Genomic DNA, 17,617 nt, shown 5'->3' with positions numbered 1-17,617 from the left:
TTAAAGAGGGTTGTTTTTATAAATATAAAGACAATAAAAACATATGATAAATGTGGGGGGATAAAATGAAGAGACTATCTATGATAGCCTTGGTTGCTATTTACATATTTTCATGCGTTATTATGCCTGCCAGCGCAGCATCCACAATTGATAAGACAAAGCAGCAGCAACAGAGTGTAAACAGTGAGATTAAAAAGATTGCAGGGCAGAAGGATGCGGCGTCAAAGCAGATAAAGCAAAGTACTCAGGAAAAAGAGTTTTATGAATCACAGGCACAGAAGACTCAGCAAAATGCAAATCAAAAGAGTAAAGAGGTATCTTCCGTTCAGACGGATATTGAAAATATAAGCAAGGAAATAGACGAGATACAGACCAATTATGAGAAGAAGACCGAGCTTTTTAAAACAAGGATGAGGGTAATGTATCAGAATATGAATCAGTCTTCTCTGGAATTGTTTGTTGAATCAAAAAGCTTTGGCGAATTTTTTTCAAAAATGCAGTTATTGTCGGTAGTTAAAAAAAGCGATGAAAAATTGATACAGGAAATAGCACTCAGCAAGGAAAATACCGAGCTGCAGAAGCAAAATAAATATCTTGAGCTTGAAAAGAAAGAGACCGAGCTGAAAAAGTTGAATGTGAAGGTTTCTGAACTGAAAACCTCCAGGTCAAATGCCGAATCTGAGATAGAGGCTTCGAAAAAACAATTGAAGCTGGCTGAGAAGAGAGAGGATGAACTGATTGCCCTGTCCAAGCAGTTGGAAAAGCAGCTTGCCCAGCTTATGGACAGCAAGGCCAAGTATGCCGGCGGTGTTATGAAGTGGCCCACGCCCGGTTATACCAGAGTGTCATCCCCCTATGGAATGAGAATTCACCCTATATATAAGGTTAAAAAAATGCATACGGGTATTGATATCGATGCTCCGGCCGGCGCATCAATAATTGCCGCAAATTCAGGAAAGGTAATAATGGCCGGTTGGAACGGAGGCTATGGAAACTGCGTTATAGTTGACCATGGCGGAGGGCTTGCAACCCTGTATGCCCATCAGAGCAAAATACTGGTTTCGGTTGGAGAAAAGGTGGAAAGGGGTCAGACAATAGGCAAGGTTGGAAGCACCGGTTTATCCACAGGCCCGCATTTGCACTTTGAGGTCAGAAAGAACGGCTCCACGGTCAATCCTAAAGATTATGTGTAAGCAATAATATTTGTCATAATAAACAAGCTAAAAACCCGCATGTAAAAATGCGGGTTTAATATTATGTTTTAAAGCATATCAATATATATAGTCAGCAATATATGCTGTATAAGAATTGCCGGAAATGGTTTGATTCAATTTTAAAGAAGATTAGGGGTGTATCGATTTGACAGGCGACAGAAAGGATTCCAGACAACTCACAGCAGTAATAGCAATGACAGCAATCATTTGTTTTAGCATATCAGTTGTATTTTTCATGGCATGGACCTACGTTAACGGAAAGTATTCGCTTTTATTTGAAAAGAGCAATGTTTCCAGGACCTCGGTACAGAAGTTTAATGAAGCCAGAAGTATTCTCCAGAAATCCTTTTATGAAAAGATAGATACCGACAAGCTGCTGGAGGGTGCAATTGCAGGTATGGCTGACTCTCTTAAGGACCCCTATACCGTTTACTATAATAAGGACCAGATGAAGGCCTTTACCAATATGCAGAGGAATACCGAGGATGAGTATGTTGGCGTAGGCCTTCCCATAATACTTGATAAAAACGGAATAATAACGGTTCTGGAACCTTTTGATGATTCGCCGGCAAAGGCGGCGGGCATAAAGCAGGGAGACAAAATCCTGAAGATAGACGGGAAGGATATCACAGGTATCAGAGATGAAACTCTGGTGGCAAACATGATAAAGGGACAGGAAAATACGGAGACTGTGCTTACCATACTCAGACAATCAGAGAACAGTACCTTCGATGTGAGAGTGGTAAGAAAGAAAATAAAGGCAAAGCTGAATATCCGCAGTGAGATGCTGGAAAACAAAATCGGATATATTAAAATTAAAATGTTTGATGAGAATATCAGCAAGAACTTTATAAGCCAGCTTAACGCACTGGTGGCCCAGGGAGCTGCAGCCATAATAATTGATGTGAGGGATAACCCCGGGGGGCTGTACAATGAAGTTGTTTCACTGGCTGACAGGCTCCTTCCCAAAGGAACGATAGTTTACACAGAAGACAGACAGGGCAAAAAAACATACCAGAAATCCGATGCCACTGAACTGAATCTTCCTGTTGCAGTATTGACCAACGGAAATAGCGCCAGTGCGTCAGAGATACTTGCAGGTGCTGTCAAGGATTTTAAAAAAGGCATATTAATAGGCACTAAAACCTTCGGAAAAGGTTTGGTGCAATCAACCTACAGCTTTGACGACGGCACCGGAATAAAAGTTACAATAGCGAGATATTTTACACCCTCCGGAGTATGTATCCATGGGCAGGGCATCAAGCCCGATATTGAGATAAATCTGCCGGACAAATACAAAGACACCCCTGTGTCTGCAATTCCAAGAGAGGATGATTTACAGCTTCAAAAAGCCATACAGATATTACAGGGCAAATAGCCAATAAATTTTACCGTATAATGGTGATTTGTTAAATATATGGTGCCGGAGGTATAAAAAGGCTGGAAAATCCGCATAATACCTGTAGGAGGTGTTTAGCGGTGGATGAAAATGAAAAATTGAAATATGAGATTGCTCAGGAGCTGGGCCTGATTGAAAAGGTTATGAAGTATGGGTGGAAAAGCCTGAGTCCCAAGGAGACCGGGAGAATAGGCGGACTTGTGAACAAGAGAAAAAAGACACAGCTACAGGAAAGTCAGCAGATATGATTTGCTGGCTTTTTTAGCGCATGGAATATATAACTTTTTATTGAAGGGTCCGAGCAATACCGGAAATAAAATAAGAGCGGCCTGCCATAGCATGTGAATTATGTGATAAAATACATACTGATATTACAACTTTAAGGAGTGGTTCCTATTTACAATAACTTTGCATATATATACGACAAGCTTACACTTGATATTGAATATCACAAGTGGACTGACTATGTGGAAAAACTGATAAAAAAAAATAAAATCAGTGGGACGATGGTTTTGGAACTGGGCTGCGGAACAGGCAGCTTTGGAATAGAAATGGCAAAAAGGGGCTATGAAATGATATGCCTTGACCTGTCTGGCGACATGCTGGACCGTGCTTCTAAAAAGGCGGCGGAAGAAGGTGCGGATATACTTTTCCTGAATCAGGATATGAGCAACTTTGAATTGTACGGTACGGTAGATGTCATTGTATGCCTGCTGGACAGCTTTAACTATCTGACAAGGTCTGTACAGGTGCAGAGGATGCTGAAGCTTGTACATAACTATCTGAATCCCAATGGGTTGTTTATATTTGATGTTAATACCAAATATAAATTTGAAAATATTTTGTCTGATAATTTTTTTTACGAAATCGGAGAAGATATAACCTATATATGGGAGAACGAGTATAACCCGAAGTCTGGAAAAGCGAGATTTGACCTGACTTTTTTCGTAAGGGAGGGACAGCTTTTCAGAAGGTTTGAGGAGACCCACTTTGAACGGGCATATACCCATGAGGAGCTGCTGGGATATATTGGAGAAGCGGGCCTGGAGCTTGTTTCCGTGTATGAGGGCCTTACCTTTAAAAAGCCCCGTAATGAAAGCCCGCGGAATTTTTATATTTGTAAAAAGGGCAAATAATTGCTTGCTTATAGGAATAATTGTAATCCTATGTGGCAAAATAATTTTACACTGACAACAAGGAATAAACATGGTTTAGCAATTGGTTGATTAAATATGATTTGACAGGTTAAACTATATATGTTAAACTTCTATATGTTGTTATAAATCAGCGACTTAGGTCGTAGAACAGTTTAGTTATATTCAGGAGGAATTAATCAATGGAAAAGGGAAGAGTTAAATGGTTTAATGCAGAAAAAGGTTTTGGTTTCATCGAGAGAGATGGCGGAAATGACGTATTTGTTCATTTTTCAGCAATCACTATGGATGGATACAAGACACTTGAGGAAGGCTCAGAAGTTGTATTTGAAGTTGTTGAAGGAGCTAAGGGTCCTCAGGCTGCAAACGTTCAAAGGGCATAATATTTGCTTTTAAATATATACTCAAGTAGCCATTACCACCCCGATATATTTTTAATATATCGGGGTTTTCAATATTCAAGGATAAACCGTTTATGGGAAATTGGAGGAAACCATGAAGGACTATATTATACGTGCAACGGCCGCGGAAGGAACGGTCAGAGCATTTGCAGCAGTTACTACCGGGCTTGTAAATAAGGCTTCCAATATACACGACCTGTCACCCATAGCTGCGGCGGCACTGGGCAGGACACTGACTGCTGTGGGTATGATGGCCCGCATGCTGAAAAATGAAAAGGATAAGCTGACCATCCAGATCAAAGGTGACGGACCACTGGGGGGTATTGTGGTGGTATCTGATTTCCAGGCCAATGTAAGAGGATATGTCCATAATCCCAATGTAGACCTGCCGCTAAATGAGCGTGGAAAGCTGGACATCAGGACGGCTGTCGGCTTCGGCTACATCAACGTAATAAAGGATATGGGTCTTAAGGAACCCTACATCGGATTTGCAGAGCTGGTTTCGGGAGAGATAGCAGATGACCTTACCTACTATTTTGCAACTTCAGAACAGATTCCCTCAACTGTGGCATTGGGCGTGCTTGTGGACAGGGAAGGTGTTACCGGTGCAGGCGGCTTTATTATTCAGTTGATGCCGGGTGCAGAGGAAGAGACAGTTGAAAGGCTTGAAAAGAGGCTTATAGGCTTTCCCTCCATATCAAAGCTGCTGGCTGAAGGGACTACACCTGAACAGGTTCTGGAAATGCTTTTGGAAGATATGAACCCGAAAATTATAGAGAAGGTTCCCACAAGCTTTACCTGCAACTGTTCCCGTGAAAGGATGGAGAGAAATCTCATAAGTATAGGAAAGGAAGATTTGCTGGAAATTCTTGAGGATGGAAAAGGTGCGGAACTTCAATGTCACTTTTGCAATGAGAAATATAATTTCGGACATGAGGATATCCAGAATCTCATAAAAGAAAACGCATAAAGGTGCAAAAAGTTAATAATACAGCGATTTTTAGAGCATTTCCGAGTATATTAACGCCTGCTAAAAATAATTTTGAAAAAAAAGAAAAAATATTATTGACTTTATACAATAAGTTTTGTATACTATCAATTGTCGCTCACGGAAATAACCTTGGGAGCTTAGCTCAGCTGGGAGAGCATCTGCCTTACAAGCAGAGGGTCATAGGTTCGAGCCCTATAGTTCCCACCACTTATTTCCGTGTAGACACAAATTGGCCCGGTAGTTCAGTTGGTTAGAATGCCAGCCTGTCACGCTGGAGGTCGACGGTTCGAGCCCGTTCCGGGTCGCCAATTTGCCCAGATAGCTCAGTCGGTAGAGCAGGGGACTGAAAATCCCCGTGTCGCTGGTTCGATTCCGGCTCTGGGCACCATAAATTGTAAAATCTAACGAAGTAATCCGATGGTTTTATAATGTTTAAATTGGAAAAAGCGAGGAGTACAAGGAAGACGAGTGTCGAGCACCGCAGCTTATGTGATAAGTGAGGAGCGCAGAACAGGAAGTCTGACAAAGTAATCCGACGATTTTTACAATTTAAGATGCGGGTTTAACTCAGCGGTAGAGTGTCACCTTGCCAAGGTGAAAGTCGAGAGTTCGAATCTCTTAACCCGCTCCAAACAAATGAGGCAGATTGCATATGTGGTCTGTCTCAATATTCATGGCGCCATAGCCAAGTGGTAAGGCAGAGGTCTGCAAAACCTTTATCCCCAGTTCAAATCTGGGTGGCGCCTCCAAGATGAGAACTCAGTCGAAAGACTGAGTTTTTTGTTATGTTGATAAGCTGGATTTGAACTTGTTAAGTCCTGGAAATTTTTTTGAAATACCTTGACTATTGGCTGATTAAATGCTAAATTCATAATAATTGAATAGATAACAGTGTATAACGAACACTTCAGGGTTAGGTGAAATTCCTTACCGGCGGTAGGCATTAATTGTGAGCCCGCGAGCGAAAGCAGATCCGGTCAGATTCCGGAGCCGACAGTACAGTCTGGATGGAAGATAGTGTGTTTTATTTTAATTTTTTATGTCCCTGGGGTAGGTTTACTTCCAGGGACTTTGTGTTTTTATTACGGGCATACGCAGGAGATTGATTATGGAAAAGAATGAATATTATATGAAAAGAGCATTGGAGCTTGCAGCAGGCGGTTGGGGCAGAACCAACCCCAACCCTCTGGTAGGTGCCCTTATTGTTAAAAACGGGGAAATAATTGCTGAGGGCTGTCATGAAAAATTGGGAGGTGCACATGCCGAGGTGGCGGCTCTTAAAAATGCAAGGCAGGACGTCAAGGGGGGCACGCTTTATGTGAATCTGGAGCCGTGTTCACACTATGGGAGGACGCCTCCCTGTGCGGAGGCTGTTATAAAAGCCGGTATCAGCAAGGTTGTAATAGCCATGGAGGACCCCAACCCCAAGGTCTGCGGCAAGGGTGTGGAAATGCTGAAAAATGCAGGAATTGAAACTGTGACAGGCGTTCTTGAGGGTGAGGCCAGAAGGCTTAATGAAATATTTATAAAATATGTGACACGAAAGCAACCATTCGTAATTTTAAAGGCCGCAATGACACTTGACGGGAAAATAGCAACTGCCGGCGGAGACTCCAAATGGATATCAGGCGAGGGCTCAAGACAGCAGGTGCACCTGCTGCGTGACAGGGTATCCGCCATTATGGTCGGCGTTGACACAGTACTGGCCGACGATCCCGCCTTGACTGCGCGGCCGGGAGGAGAAACGGGAAATGATCCTGTAAGGATAATTGTTGACAGTAAAGGCAAAATACCCATAGACAGCCGTGTAATCAATAATGAAGCTGCAGCAGGAACCATTCTTGCAACAACATCTGCAATTGAGGCTGGAAAGGAGAAGCTGCTCCTGGAAAAAGGTGTAAGGCTTCTGAAGCTGGATGGTCCGGACGGACATGTGGACCTTGAAGGGCTGCTGGAGCAATTGTACGGACTGGAGCTTGACAGTGTGCTGCTTGAAGGCGGAGGAGGGCTGAACGCCGCAGCTCTGGCCGCAGGGATTGTTGACAAGGCTATGATTTTTATAGCACCGAAAATTATTGGAGGAAGAGATGCAAAAACTCCTGTGGAAGGTGATGGAATAGGACTTATGCGGGATGCGCTCAGACTGGGGGAATTGAGTATTGTCAGGTTTGAGGAAGACATTCTTATAGAGGGATATATCAGGTACAAATAAGTGAGGTAATAATAAAGTATTATGAAAGGAGCGCCATGTTTACAGGGATAATAGAGGAAGTAGGTGAAGTCAGGTCCATTGCGAGAGGGAGCATGTCCATACAACTGGAAATAGGATGTTCAAGAATCATGGATGACGTGAAGACCGGAGACAGCATAGCTGTAAACGGGATTTGTCTTACAGTTACACGAATGGGAACAAATTGGTTTGCCGCGGATGTAATGCCGGAAACCATGAGGAGAACCGGCCTGTGGAATTTAAGGACTTCGGACAGGGTCAACCTTGAAAGGGCCATGAGGCTCTCTGACAGGTTGGGAGGCCATATTGTAACCGGGCATATAGACGGCACGGCAGTACTTGCAAAAAGAGTTGAAGAGGATAACGCCGTGTGGCTTAACTTTGAAGCCTCAAGTGACTTACTTAAATACATTGTCATGAAAGGTTCCGTGGCATTGGACGGCACAAGTCTGACGGTAGCACAGGTGGACCATAAGTCCTTTAGGGTTTCGCTGATACCGCTTACTGCGGGCATTACAACCCTGGGACTCAGAAAAGCCGGAGATATTGTAAATGTGGAATGCGATATTATGGGGAAATATGTTGAAAAGCTGATGGAGGCAGGGCCCTCAGCTTCAAGGTATGGTGAACGGCAACACGGGTCGGCTTTAACTATAAATTTTCTCAAGGAAAACGGCTATGCGTGAAAATTCAGATAAGAGGGAGGATGAGCAAATGAGATTTAATTCCATTGAGGAAGCAATAGAGGATATCAGGCAGGGAAAAATGATTGTGGTCATAGATGATGAGGACAGGGAGAATGAAGGAGACCTTCTGATGGCCGCCGAAAAGGTTACTCCCGAAAGCATTAATTTTATGGCTGCACAGGGCAGAGGAATGATATGTGCACCTTTGACGGAGGAACGCGCCAGAACTCTGGAGCTGAATCTGATGGTGGAGAGAAATACCGAAAGTATGAAAACCGCCTTTACCGTTACGGTAGATTATAAAAGCTCCACCACCGGAATATCAGCTTATGAAAGAGCCAATACAATTAAGATGCTGGCTGATCCCAATGCCGCAGGCAATGACTTCTTGAGACCAGGGCATATATTTCCCCTTATAGCCAGGGATGGAGGGGTTTTAAAGAGGTCAGGCCATACCGAAGCGGCAGTGGATATTGCCAGGCTGGCAGGACTTAGTCCAGCAGGTGCCATCTGCGAGATTATGAATGAGGATGGGACTATGGCCAGAGTACCGCAGTTGATGAACTTTGCACAAAAGCACAGCCTGAAGATAATAACGGTTGCGGAATTGATCAGATACAGGAGGAGCCGGGAAAAGCTGGTAAGGGCAGCCGCTCGTGCCAAGATGCCGACAGAATATGGAGAATATACAATTGCTGCCTATGAGAATATTGTGAACAATGAGCATCATGTTGCCTTGATTCTGGGCGAAATTGAATGTGCGGAGCAGCCTGTACTGGTGAGGGTACACTCCGAGTGTCTGACAGGAGATGCTTTTCACTCCAGAAGATGTGACTGCGGAGAACAGTTGGATGCTGCTCTGAGACAGATCAGCAGAGAAGGGAGGGGGATATTGCTCTATATGCGTCAGGAAGGACGGGGAATCGGACTGGTAAATAAAATCCGGGCCTATGAGCTGCAGGACAAAGGGAAGGATACTGTGGAAGCCAACGAATTATTGGGCTTTGCTCCGGATCTGAGGGAATATGGAATAGGAGCACAGATACTATATGACCTGGGAGTCAGAAAAATAAGGCTTCTGACCAATAATCCCAAAAAGGTGGTGGGACTGGAAGGCTATGGACTTGAAGTAGTGGAAAGAGTACCGATTCTGGTTGAAGCAAATGAAGCAAATGAATTTTACATGAGGACAAAGAAAGACAAAATGGGGCATATTTTTAATGATGCCAGCAATAATTTAAATACATTTAAGCATCAGGAGGGTGTGAAATCATGAAAGTAAAAACACATGAAGGGAATTTGATTGCCAAGGGGCTTCGTTTTGGTATTGTTGCAGGCAGGTTTAATGAATTTATCAGCAGCAAGCTGTTGGGAGGGGCAATCGACGCCCTGGCAAGGCATGGAGGGGATACTGGAGATATTGAAGTGGCCTGGGTGCCCGGTGCCTTTGAAATTCCTCTGGCTGCTCAAAAGCTGGCTGTTTCGCAAAGGTTTGACGCAGTTATCTGCCTCGGAGCAGTCATCAGAGGGTCCACTCCGCATTTTGACTATGTTGCCGCCGAAGTATCCAAGGGAATAGCGAAGGTTTCCCTGGATGCAGGTATTCCGGTGGTTTTTGGAGTATTAACCACGGATACCATTGAGCAGGCAATAGAAAGATCAGGAACAAAAGCGGGAAACAAGGGCTATGATGCCGCAGTTACCGCCATTGAAATGGCAAACCTTCTCAAACTCTTTTGATTAAAATAATGTATAAGCTAAATTTGACAACTATAAAATCTTTCATTTTTCAAAAAATATATTTAGAAAGTGTAGCAGATACCTTGAAACATTTAAAATGATAGAGTACCATAATTAATACAGATATGGGTTGAAAAAATGTAAGCAACATAATTGGTTAATGTAATCATTGTTCATATTTGCAAAACTTCGACATCAGGTTATTTAATCAAATTATAGGGAGGTTTTTAATATGAAAGGTTGGAATCCGTTTGGGAAGGTTGACATGGAGATAGGAAGTTTTATTAAGGCATCGCCATTTAATAAAGAGTATGGCTGGGGAAAATCAGATGAATCTGATAGAACTGAAAGGACTGATAAAAAAGGCAAATAAGCATAGCCTGGCAGGTTAAACCTGCCAGGTTTTTTATTGTCTGGTAACCTTTGCTCTTTGTTTTACGGGTATAAAAGCCTGTTAAAATATAGGTGCATGCAAAGCTGCCCCAGCTATGTAATGCATTTTTAACATATTCGAGGATTGTAATATGATAAAATAATAAGATAATAATGCTGAAATTCTACGGAGTTGAGCAGAATTGTCAGTGGGAAGGTTTTATTTTAAATCGTATTATTTTAAAAACAGGAGCAAGGAAATGACTCGAAAAATTTTAATATTTCTTTTATTGATTTGTCTTATAATATCCGGTTTTGTTCCCGCAGCAAGTGCTGCCCAGGGCATACCCGAAAAGAAACTTGAACTTCATGCCTTTTACCCGGCACAGATGACTTTTTCAGAGAGTTCAAAAAAATATATTGATGCACTGGACTCTGTAAGCTTTGCATGGGGCAGGATGTACCGGGATTTGCAGAACGGTGTCGTCACCCGGCTGGGAGAAAACGGGAATACCATGTTTTATTACCCGGCAGATTACATAGACGTTTTGAAATATGCCAAAAGTAAAAACAAGACCATTCAGCTCAACATATTCTCAGACAGTACCAATGCCGTTGAAATTCTTCCATACAAGGAACAGAGGGATAGGGCCGTGGACGCCATTGAAGAGCTGCTGAAAAGCGATGTTGGCAACGGGAGCGAAATCTATTTTGACGGTGTGGTAATTGATTTTGAAGGTCTTCAAAACAAGGATGCAAACGGAAAGGTAACTGTCATTAACGGCAGGGATATGAAGAGCTGGTACAATCAATTTCTGACCCAGCTAAGCAGCAGACTGAAAGCCATAAATAAGACATTATACGTTGCGGTAAATCCTCTTTTGAATTATTCCGGCTATGATTATAAAGCAATTGCGGCCATTGCCGACAGGATGATTATAATGGCTCACGATTATGAACCGGTGACCAGATTGAATAAGTCCCAGGTAGTCCAGTACTCAGGCTATAACAGCTTGAGTCCCATTGATGGCCTGGCCCCCATAAAAAAGCTGAGGCTGGCCTTGGAGGATGTGAAAAATACCGTAGATAAAGTAAATCAGGCAAAGGTAATGCTTCAGATAAATTTTGATGCGGCGCAGTGGAGGTATTCCATGGCTGCGGCAAACTCCTGGAATAAGGCTCCCGGCAGTACAATGAGCATTGAAACCAGGAACACTCCCACCTATCAGATGCTTTATGACCGTATTCATAATATCAAAGGGAAGTCCACAGGCATGACCTACGGATATAATAATGAGCTGCAGAGCCCGGTTCTGCAATTTTATGATGAGGTTGATCACACCTATAATATTGCCATATATGAGGATAGCAGAAGTGTTAAGGCAAAAATAGACCTGGTCAGGGAATATGGACTTGGAGGAATTTCCCTGTGGAGCCTGGCTAATGTTCCGGATTTTAATGACAAGACCTCCAAGGTATATGGCCTTGATGTCTGGGACAATATAATTGCGGCCCTTCCGTTTAAGGCACCTGCTGCGGTGGGCACAAAGGCCGCTTTTACCGACAAGGTTGTGGAGACTGCTGTCAGAAAGCAGTTGATGAGGACTTCAGGTACCATTTACAGCAATGAACTGTTAAAAGTATACAGGCTGGCAATTCCTGCGGGAGTAAAATCCCTCGCTGACCTGAAAAAGCTGCCCAATCTTGAATATCTGGATGTGAGCAATGCAAAGATTTCAAACATATCCAATGTGAGCAATCTTAAAAATCTCAGGGTGCTGTACCTGCAAAGAAATACAATAGCTGATATAACGCCGTTGAAGGGACTGACTAAACTGGAGGTGCTTTCACTCAACGGAAACAGGATATCCGGCATAGGCACTCTGGCAGGTCTCACATCCCTGACTGAATTGTACATAAGAGACAACCTGGTATCAGATTATTCACCGCTGGCAAACTTAAAAAAGCTCAATATATTGTACTTAAAGGGTAATAAATCAACAAATTATACAAAGCTTAACAATGTTAAAAAAGGCTTGCTGGAAAAAGATTTTTAACCCCGGGAAAATTCGTTAAAGTAATGTACCTATTTCATGGAGTATGCTATAATTCCTTATAGCTTTATAATTTGAAATCGGATTGAATACTGAGATACCGTTTAAACTGTCTGTAATGCAGGTGGATGGAGGTTTGCATGAAAAGATACATGTCAGGCGGCTGGGCTGTGCTGAAAAATTATATGTTTGCGATGATTTTCTTTTATATTTTTTTTATCGGATTTTATTCAAGAGCCTGGCTTTTTTCCATAGCCATTTTTATTGTAATGCTGTTTTTGATTTATTATGAGTTGACTCATCAGGCAGGCGTGGATAAAAGACGCTATGGAGGCATAAATCCCACTGACGGGATTGTTTATGGCTTGCTTGCAATAGCTCCCATGGTGCTTATGCAGATAATAGTCTCATTTATAAGCTTTGAATCAACCCAGGTGTTCAGTTTTGAAAGGCTGCAAATAAACCTGTTAAAGGGCCTTGTGGCGCCAATGCTGTTTATTGCCAAGCTGGGAGGCTACAAGCTGCCCGGCTACATCATGTCCTGGTCCACAATTGTAATTATTTCAGCTCTGGGCTATTATTCCGGCTACAAAAATTTTGACCTGAGTGCCTATACAAGACAGCTCTTTGGTCTCCAACCAAGAAGGAAATCCACAACTCCCAGGAAAAGAAGGTTTTGGTAAAATGGCGAAAAACGCAGTATTGGCGCAAAGCTACAATGAAGCAATAGAAGACGGTTTTAACAAATATCTTGAACAACATGCCACAACTGAAAACAGTGAGATAAAAGTCGATGAAGAAAAGCTGATTGCAGACATAGAAAACAGGTGGCTGGATACTCCGCTGGAACAGCTCCATATGCAAACACCTTCGGATTATATAAATTCCATTGCTACCTTGGACCTGTTGCTGGATTTATTTATCGAGGTGGCATCAATTTCTGATGTGGGTGTACCGGATATTTTGATAGAAAAGCTTAAACAATACGGGAAGCAGGCAGCAGACCGGCTTTTTGACTTTGTCAGGGACTGGCTCAAAAACAGGGAGCAGGAAACGGTAGCGGCTGTTTCACAGGCTGTCTATGCCATAGGCTGTCTTAAATATCAGGAGTATGGACCCAAACTTGTTGAGCTGCTGCTGGAATGTTTTACAGACGATTTGGTGACCGAAGCAATCTGTGCAGCTATTGTTGAATATCAGGGGGACATCCTGGAGGAGCTGATGAAGACCTTCCATGCAACCCGGCAGGCAGAGGTGCAGGAGCATATACTGGTATGTGTTGCTGAGATTTCAAGAGAAAAGCAGTCAGATGAAATATTCTATTTTCTGAAGCATGCTTTCAGGGTAATTTCAAATCTCAAGCTTGCGGTGGAGATTCTGGGGGATTATGGTGACGGCAGAGCCATCCCTCTTTTAAGAGGTTATGTCCTCAAGAATATAAAGGCTATGGACAGATCAGCCTTGAACCACATGCGGGCTGTAATAAAAAAGCTGGGCGGAGATATTGATGATCTGGTTTTAAATAGTTAATAAATATAGTTTTTTAAACATATTGAACGGTTTGAGAAAGGTGTTGCCAAAACCTGTTAATGGATTAACCGTCATAAGTACATACCTTATATGTACTTATGAATTCCAATCAATGGAGGTTGATTTTTATTAATTAAGGTTTTGCCGCAGGCCTTTTTTATTTTTCAACAAATCCTTTTTCTATGCATATCGGGGATAGTTATGAATATCCATAATAGTAAGATACTCAAATAGACAAGGATGGTTGGCATGATAGTAGTAATTAGTAAAAAAAATATATTATTTGTATGTCTTTTACTTTTATTTTCACTTACGGTTTTCAGCATCGGATTTGCAGTGGATTATTCCAGGCCTGTAACGGGAGAAAACCAGCAGAACGTACCTGGGGAACAGAGCGGAGATCCGTCGGGGCAGCAGGTGCCCGCTCAGAAGACTGTAATTCTGGATGCGGGACACGGCGGTGAGGACCCCGGAGCAGTCAGCGATTACAGTGCGCTTCGTGAAAAGGATGTAAACCTGAATATAGTAATGCTTTTGAAGAATATTCTGGAGAGGGAAAATTACAAGGTGATTTTAACCAGAGAAACAGATCAACTGGTGTACAGTGACGCGGCAAAAAGCATTCTGCAAAAGAGGAAGGAAGACCTGACCAGGAGAAAGAAAATAATGGATGAGTCCGGGGCAGATATTGCTTTAAGCATACATTTGAATAAATTCCCCCAGACAAAATATCATGGGGCTCAGGTATTCTTCCCCCCAAATTCACCTGACAGTCAGAAGCTGGCCAATGAAGTGCAGAATTCCATCAAGCTTAATGTGGACAATACAAATGACAGGGCCGCCCTTGTGAAGAAAGAACAGATAATGATATTGAAGAACCTGAAAACCACAACAGTCGTTGTGGAGTGCGGATTTTTGTCAAACTCGGAGGAAGAAAGGCTGCTGGGTACAGAAGAATATCAAAACAAGCTGGCAGCCGCCATTAAAAAGGGTATAGACAATTATTACAAGGTTAAGGAAAAGGCTGAAACAAAAGGAAAATAGCATCCATAGATTTTTACCTGAATGGGAAGCTGCGGATATTGTGCGGCTTCCCGTTAATGTTTTGGTTATAATAGATATGCTGCAGGTGCTTCGTTTACACATAGGCTCTGCCTTTTTTTGAAATGCTGCAGAACTTATTTAAAAAACGGTAGCTACATTAATAGGAATTTTGCTATAATTATTCTGCATGTTGTATTTATCCGGGGAGGCGGAGCCCACCCGGCAAAAAAAAATTATGGAGAAATAACGGTGATAGTACTAAATTGTAATAATATTGGTTTTGCATATGGAACCGAAACAATAATAAAAAACATCTCCTTCAACCTGCAGGAGAATGACAAGGCTGGACTGGTGGGTGTCAATGGGGCCGGAAAGTCAACCTTGTTTAAAATCATAACAGGAGAACTGCACCAGGAGGACGGAGAACTGTTTATATCAAAGGAGCTTGTTTTAGGTTATCTGAAACAAAATGCCACCTTGAACTCTGAAAATACTCTTTGGGAAGAGCTCCTGGAGGTTTTTAGCAGCCTGGTAGCCATGGAGGAAGATATTAAAAGGCTGGAGAAGGAAATAAGTGCAGCCCTAAACCAGGAAAAGCTGGACTCACTTATGAAGGAGTATGGCAGGGTTACCGACAGGTTTTCATATCTGGGCGGTTTTGAATATAACAGCCGTATCAGGGGTGTTTTAAGGGGACTGGGTTTTCTGGACAGCGAGTTTGAAAGCAAGATAAGTATTTTAAGCGGGGGGCAGAAAACAAGACTTGCCCTGGCAAAGGTACTTCTTGAGGAACCGGATATTCTGCTGCTGGATGAGCCTACCAACCATCTGGATATTGCTGCGGTGGAATGGCTGGAGGAATACCTCAAAAGCTATAAGAAGTGTCTGCTCATAATATCCCATGACAGGTACTTTCTTGATTCTGTAACAAATAAGACAATCGAGATTGAAAACAAAACCTGCACCTTCTATACCACAAATTATTCCGGCTATGTCAGGCAGAAGGCCGTCAACCGTGAGATTCAGGAAAAGCATTACCAGCTTCAGCAGAAGGAAATTGCAAGACAGGAGGCAATAATCGAGCAGCAGAGAAGGTTCAACAGGGAGAAGAACATTATTGCCGCTGAAAGCCGTCAAAAGGTCCTTGACAGGATGATAAAGCTGGACAAGCCTGAGGCGGCACCACACCAGATCAGAATGAAGTTTAACCAGGCTGTAACCAGCGGGAATGAGGTTCTGGAGCTTGACTCGATTTCAAAGGCCTATGGTGATAAAAAGCTTTTTGAAGATGTGAGTTTTAAGGTTAGAAAGTCGGAAAGGGTATTTTTGTTGGGGCCAAACGGCTGCGGAAAGTCAACGCTTCTGAAGATTCTTTCAGGAAGGCTGGAAGCCTCTTCAGGCAGGTTCGATTTTGGCGCCAAGGTGAAAATGGGTTATTATGACCAGGAGATGGCTGACCTGAATGAAGACAATACAATCCTGGACGAGGTCTGGAGCGTAGATCAGAAGCTGGTTCAAACCGAGGTCAGAAGTGCACTGGCAGCCTTCCTGTTTACCGGAGAGGACGTTTATAAAAAGATTTCTGTCCTCAGCGGGGGAGAAAAAAGCAGGGTATCCATGCTCAAGCTGATTTTTTCAGAAGCCAATTTTATTATTCTGGATGAACCGACAAACCATCTGGACATAAACTCGAGGGAGATACTTGAGGCAGCTTTGCAGGACTATGATGGTACTTTGCTCATAGTCTCACATGACCGGTATTTTATTGACAAGCTGGCAACAAGGATAATAGATATGGGAGTTAAGCCTCCGGTGGATTGTATGGGAAATTACACGTATTTTGCCTCACACTTCAAAAGGAATACAGCTTCTCAGAACACCTCCGGCGAGGCTGGTACCATAACTGAGGCCAAGCAAAGCCATATTTCCACCAAAGAGGAGAGAAGCAGGATAAGGAGGCTGGAGAAACAGCTTTCCGACGCAGAGAGGGAGATAGCCGAAATTGAAGAGCAGCTTGGTCATATTGAAGGTGAAATGCTTGAAGCTGCCACAGATCATTTGAGACTTATTGAGCTAAGTGACCAGAAGGTAAACAAGGAAAAGAGGCTTGAGGAAGTGTACGCTGTTTGGACGGATGTAAGTGAGCAGTTGGAAAAGCAATAGTGCTCGCTTAAATTAGCATCCTGTCAATTTAACTGCCAAATCAGCATGCTATAAGCCTACAATTTCAGCGAAAAGCTTTTAATTATACTGCGCATTTCTTTAAAGTCGTCCTCGTGTGAGCAAACTTGTCTCTTAAAGACTTTATTAATTAGCACTACAGGTTAATTTAAATGCGACACAATTATGTAAAAATATGGTATAATATTGCTGAACCGTGTCCATCAAAGTAAGCTGGAGTAAGATACGGAGGATTTGAATGGAAGGAGCAATAATACCATGGACAAATACGATATAGAAAATCAAGAGGAATATGTAAAGAAGGGTTTTGTGGATAAAGTAAAGGAAACTGCCGCGAAAGTGCCCTTTGTAGCTGATGCGGTTTCCCTGTATTTTTGCGCTTTGGATGAAAAGACACCGCTATTGGCCAGAATTACGGCATTTGGAGCATTAGCATATTTTATTCTTCCAATAGATGCTATTCCGGATTTGGTGCCCATCGCAGGATATACCGATGATGCGGGAGCAATCGCGGCAGCTTTGATAGCTTTAACTCCCTATATTAGCGACGAGCACAGACAAAAAGCCAAGGACTGGCTTAATGGCATAAAGAGCTGAAAACAGGGTTCCTGAATAGGCACC

At 42.7% G+C, this 17,617-nt stretch carries 17 protein-coding genes, 5 tRNA genes and 1 riboswitch; all 22 genes read left to right on the top strand.

All coding sequences use genetic code 11. From position 1 onward, the window contains the following. Window positions 1–65 precede the first annotated feature (65 nt). The 22 genes from CLHUN_RS04205 (at window position 66) to CLHUN_RS04105 (ending at window position 17,593) form a co-directional block, all read left to right on the top strand. Window positions 66–1,193 (top strand): murein hydrolase activator EnvC family protein, encoded by a 1,128-nt coding sequence (locus CLHUN_RS04205; protein ID WP_080063314.1) that lies wholly within the window; start codon window positions 66–68, stop codon window positions 1,191–1,193. Window positions 1,194–1,359: 166 nt separating this feature from the next. Further along, complete coding sequence (locus CLHUN_RS04200) at window positions 1,360–2,592, top strand: S41 family peptidase (RefSeq protein ID WP_242656436.1); 1,233 nt, start codon at window positions 1,360–1,362, stop codon at window positions 2,590–2,592. Between the two features lie 101 nt (window positions 2,593–2,693). Then, window positions 2,694–2,861: an alpha/beta-type small acid-soluble spore protein gene (locus tag CLHUN_RS04195; protein ID WP_080063313.1), complete on the top strand. Its 168-nt coding sequence runs from the start codon at window positions 2,694–2,696 to the stop codon at window positions 2,859–2,861. A 138-nt stretch (window positions 2,862–2,999) separates the two neighbouring features. Continuing rightward, a complete protein-coding gene (locus CLHUN_RS04190) occupies window positions 3,000–3,749 on the top strand; it encodes a class I SAM-dependent DNA methyltransferase (protein ID WP_242656435.1) in 750 nt (249 codons plus the stop codon). A gap of 200 nt (window positions 3,750–3,949) precedes the next feature. Continuing rightward, window positions 3,950–4,150 (top strand): cold-shock protein, encoded by a 201-nt coding sequence (locus tag CLHUN_RS04185; RefSeq protein WP_004627690.1) that lies wholly within the window; start codon window positions 3,950–3,952, stop codon window positions 4,148–4,150. Between the two features lie 112 nt (window positions 4,151–4,262). After that, window positions 4,263–5,138: an Hsp33 family molecular chaperone HslO gene (gene hslO / locus CLHUN_RS04180; protein WP_080063312.1), complete on the top strand. Its 876-nt coding sequence runs from the start codon at window positions 4,263–4,265 to the stop codon at window positions 5,136–5,138. Between the two features lie 152 nt (window positions 5,139–5,290). Next, window positions 5,291–5,366, top strand: a tRNA-Val gene (locus CLHUN_RS04175). 24 nt (window positions 5,367–5,390) lie between these two features. Then, window positions 5,391–5,467: transfer RNA gene (locus CLHUN_RS04170), tRNA-Asp, on the top strand. Window positions 5,468–5,471: 4 nt separating this feature from the next. Further along, window positions 5,472–5,547, top strand: a tRNA-Phe gene (locus CLHUN_RS04165). 168 nt (window positions 5,548–5,715) lie between these two features. Further along, a tRNA-Gly gene (locus tag CLHUN_RS04160) sits at window positions 5,716–5,790 on the top strand. A 44-nt stretch (window positions 5,791–5,834) separates the two neighbouring features. Further along, window positions 5,835–5,908 (top strand) — tRNA-Cys (locus tag CLHUN_RS04155). A gap of 151 nt (window positions 5,909–6,059) precedes the next feature. After that, a riboswitch (FMN riboswitch) is annotated at window positions 6,060–6,182 on the top strand. Between the two features lie 85 nt (window positions 6,183–6,267). After that, window positions 6,268–7,371, top strand: coding sequence for a bifunctional diaminohydroxyphosphoribosylaminopyrimidine deaminase/5-amino-6-(5-phosphoribosylamino)uracil reductase RibD (gene ribD, locus CLHUN_RS04150; RefSeq protein WP_080063311.1), 1,104 nt, complete (start codon window positions 6,268–6,270; stop codon window positions 7,369–7,371). A 35-nt stretch (window positions 7,372–7,406) separates the two neighbouring features. After that, entirely contained in the window at window positions 7,407–8,075 is a 669-nt protein-coding gene (gene ribE, locus CLHUN_RS04145; RefSeq protein ID WP_080063310.1) for a riboflavin synthase, read from the top strand. 28 nt (window positions 8,076–8,103) lie between these two features. Then, the gene (locus CLHUN_RS04140) at window positions 8,104–9,351 is read left to right on the top strand and encodes a bifunctional 3,4-dihydroxy-2-butanone-4-phosphate synthase/GTP cyclohydrolase II (protein WP_080063309.1); all 1,248 of its coding nucleotides are present in this window, start codon (window positions 8,104–8,106) and stop codon (window positions 9,349–9,351) included. Beyond that, window positions 9,348–9,815, top strand: a complete 468-nt coding sequence (ribH, locus tag CLHUN_RS04135) for a 6,7-dimethyl-8-ribityllumazine synthase (RefSeq protein WP_080063308.1) — start codon at window positions 9,348–9,350, stop codon at window positions 9,813–9,815. Before CLHUN_RS04140 ends, ribH begins: the two co-directional genes overlap by 4 nt. Window positions 9,816–10,047: 232 nt before the next feature. Next, the gene (locus tag CLHUN_RS22025; protein WP_165755649.1) at window positions 10,048–10,188 is read left to right on the top strand and encodes a hypothetical protein; all 141 of its coding nucleotides are present in this window, start codon (window positions 10,048–10,050) and stop codon (window positions 10,186–10,188) included. A gap of 259 nt (window positions 10,189–10,447) precedes the next feature. Then, window positions 10,448–12,244: a leucine-rich repeat domain-containing protein gene (locus CLHUN_RS04130; protein ID WP_242656434.1), complete on the top strand. Its 1,797-nt coding sequence runs from the start codon at window positions 10,448–10,450 to the stop codon at window positions 12,242–12,244. Window positions 12,245–12,381: 137 nt separating this feature from the next. Next, the gene (locus CLHUN_RS04125; protein WP_080063307.1) at window positions 12,382–12,924 is read left to right on the top strand and encodes a hypothetical protein; all 543 of its coding nucleotides are present in this window, start codon (window positions 12,382–12,384) and stop codon (window positions 12,922–12,924) included. Between the two features lies 1 nt (window position 12,925). After that, complete coding sequence (locus tag CLHUN_RS04120; RefSeq protein WP_080063306.1) at window positions 12,926–13,771, top strand: hypothetical protein; 846 nt, start codon at window positions 12,926–12,928, stop codon at window positions 13,769–13,771. Window positions 13,772–14,020: 249 nt separating this feature from the next. Further along, the gene (locus CLHUN_RS04115; protein WP_080063305.1) at window positions 14,021–14,815 is read left to right on the top strand and encodes an N-acetylmuramoyl-L-alanine amidase; all 795 of its coding nucleotides are present in this window, start codon (window positions 14,021–14,023) and stop codon (window positions 14,813–14,815) included. Window positions 14,816–15,064: 249 nt separating this feature from the next. Continuing rightward, entirely contained in the window at window positions 15,065–16,978 is a 1,914-nt protein-coding gene (locus CLHUN_RS04110; protein WP_080063414.1) for an ABC-F family ATP-binding cassette domain-containing protein, read from the top strand. A 276-nt stretch (window positions 16,979–17,254) separates the two neighbouring features. Continuing rightward, entirely contained in the window at window positions 17,255–17,593 is a 339-nt protein-coding gene (locus tag CLHUN_RS04105) for a YkvA family protein (protein WP_207559135.1), read from the top strand. The last annotated feature ends 24 nt before the right edge of the window (window positions 17,594–17,617 follow it).

This window comes from Ruminiclostridium hungatei, assembly GCF_002051585.1.
Taxonomy (GTDB): Bacteria; Bacillota; Clostridia; order Acetivibrionales; family DSM-1351; genus Ruminiclostridium; species Ruminiclostridium hungatei.
The sequence above is the reverse complement of the archived record's forward strand: the minus strand, read 5'-3'. Positions and strand labels throughout refer to the sequence as shown.

Excerpts from the sequence above, each read along its gene's own strand:
- CLHUN_RS04205 (WP_080063314.1), top strand. The coding sequence starts at position 66 with ATGAAGAGACTATCTATGATAGCCTTGGTTGCTATTTACATATTTTCA.
- CLHUN_RS04185 (WP_004627690.1), top strand. The coding sequence starts at position 3,950 with ATGGAAAAGGGAAGAGTTAAATGGTTTAATGCAGAAAAAGGTTTTGGT.
- hslO (WP_080063312.1), top strand. The coding sequence starts at position 4,263 with ATGAAGGACTATATTATACGTGCAACGGCCGCGGAAGGAACGGTCAGA.
- ribD (WP_080063311.1), top strand. The coding sequence starts at position 6,268 with ATGGAAAAGAATGAATATTATATGAAAAGAGCATTGGAGCTTGCAGCA.
- ribE (WP_080063310.1), top strand. The coding sequence starts at position 7,407 with ATGTTTACAGGGATAATAGAGGAAGTAGGTGAAGTCAGGTCCATTGCG.
- CLHUN_RS04140 (WP_080063309.1), top strand. The coding sequence starts at position 8,104 with ATGAGATTTAATTCCATTGAGGAAGCAATAGAGGATATCAGGCAGGGA.
- ribH (WP_080063308.1), top strand. The coding sequence starts at position 9,348 with ATGAAAGTAAAAACACATGAAGGGAATTTGATTGCCAAGGGGCTTCGT.
- CLHUN_RS22025 (WP_165755649.1), top strand. The coding sequence starts at position 10,048 with ATGAAAGGTTGGAATCCGTTTGGGAAGGTTGACATGGAGATAGGAAGT.
- CLHUN_RS04130 (WP_242656434.1), top strand. The coding sequence starts at position 10,448 with ATGACTCGAAAAATTTTAATATTTCTTTTATTGATTTGTCTTATAATA.
- CLHUN_RS04125 (WP_080063307.1), top strand. The coding sequence starts at position 12,382 with ATGAAAAGATACATGTCAGGCGGCTGGGCTGTGCTGAAAAATTATATG.
- CLHUN_RS04120 (WP_080063306.1), top strand. The coding sequence starts at position 12,926 with ATGGCGAAAAACGCAGTATTGGCGCAAAGCTACAATGAAGCAATAGAA.
- CLHUN_RS04115 (WP_080063305.1), top strand. The coding sequence starts at position 14,021 with ATGATAGTAGTAATTAGTAAAAAAAATATATTATTTGTATGTCTTTTA.
- CLHUN_RS04105 (WP_207559135.1), top strand. The coding sequence starts at position 17,255 with ATGGACAAATACGATATAGAAAATCAAGAGGAATATGTAAAGAAGGGT.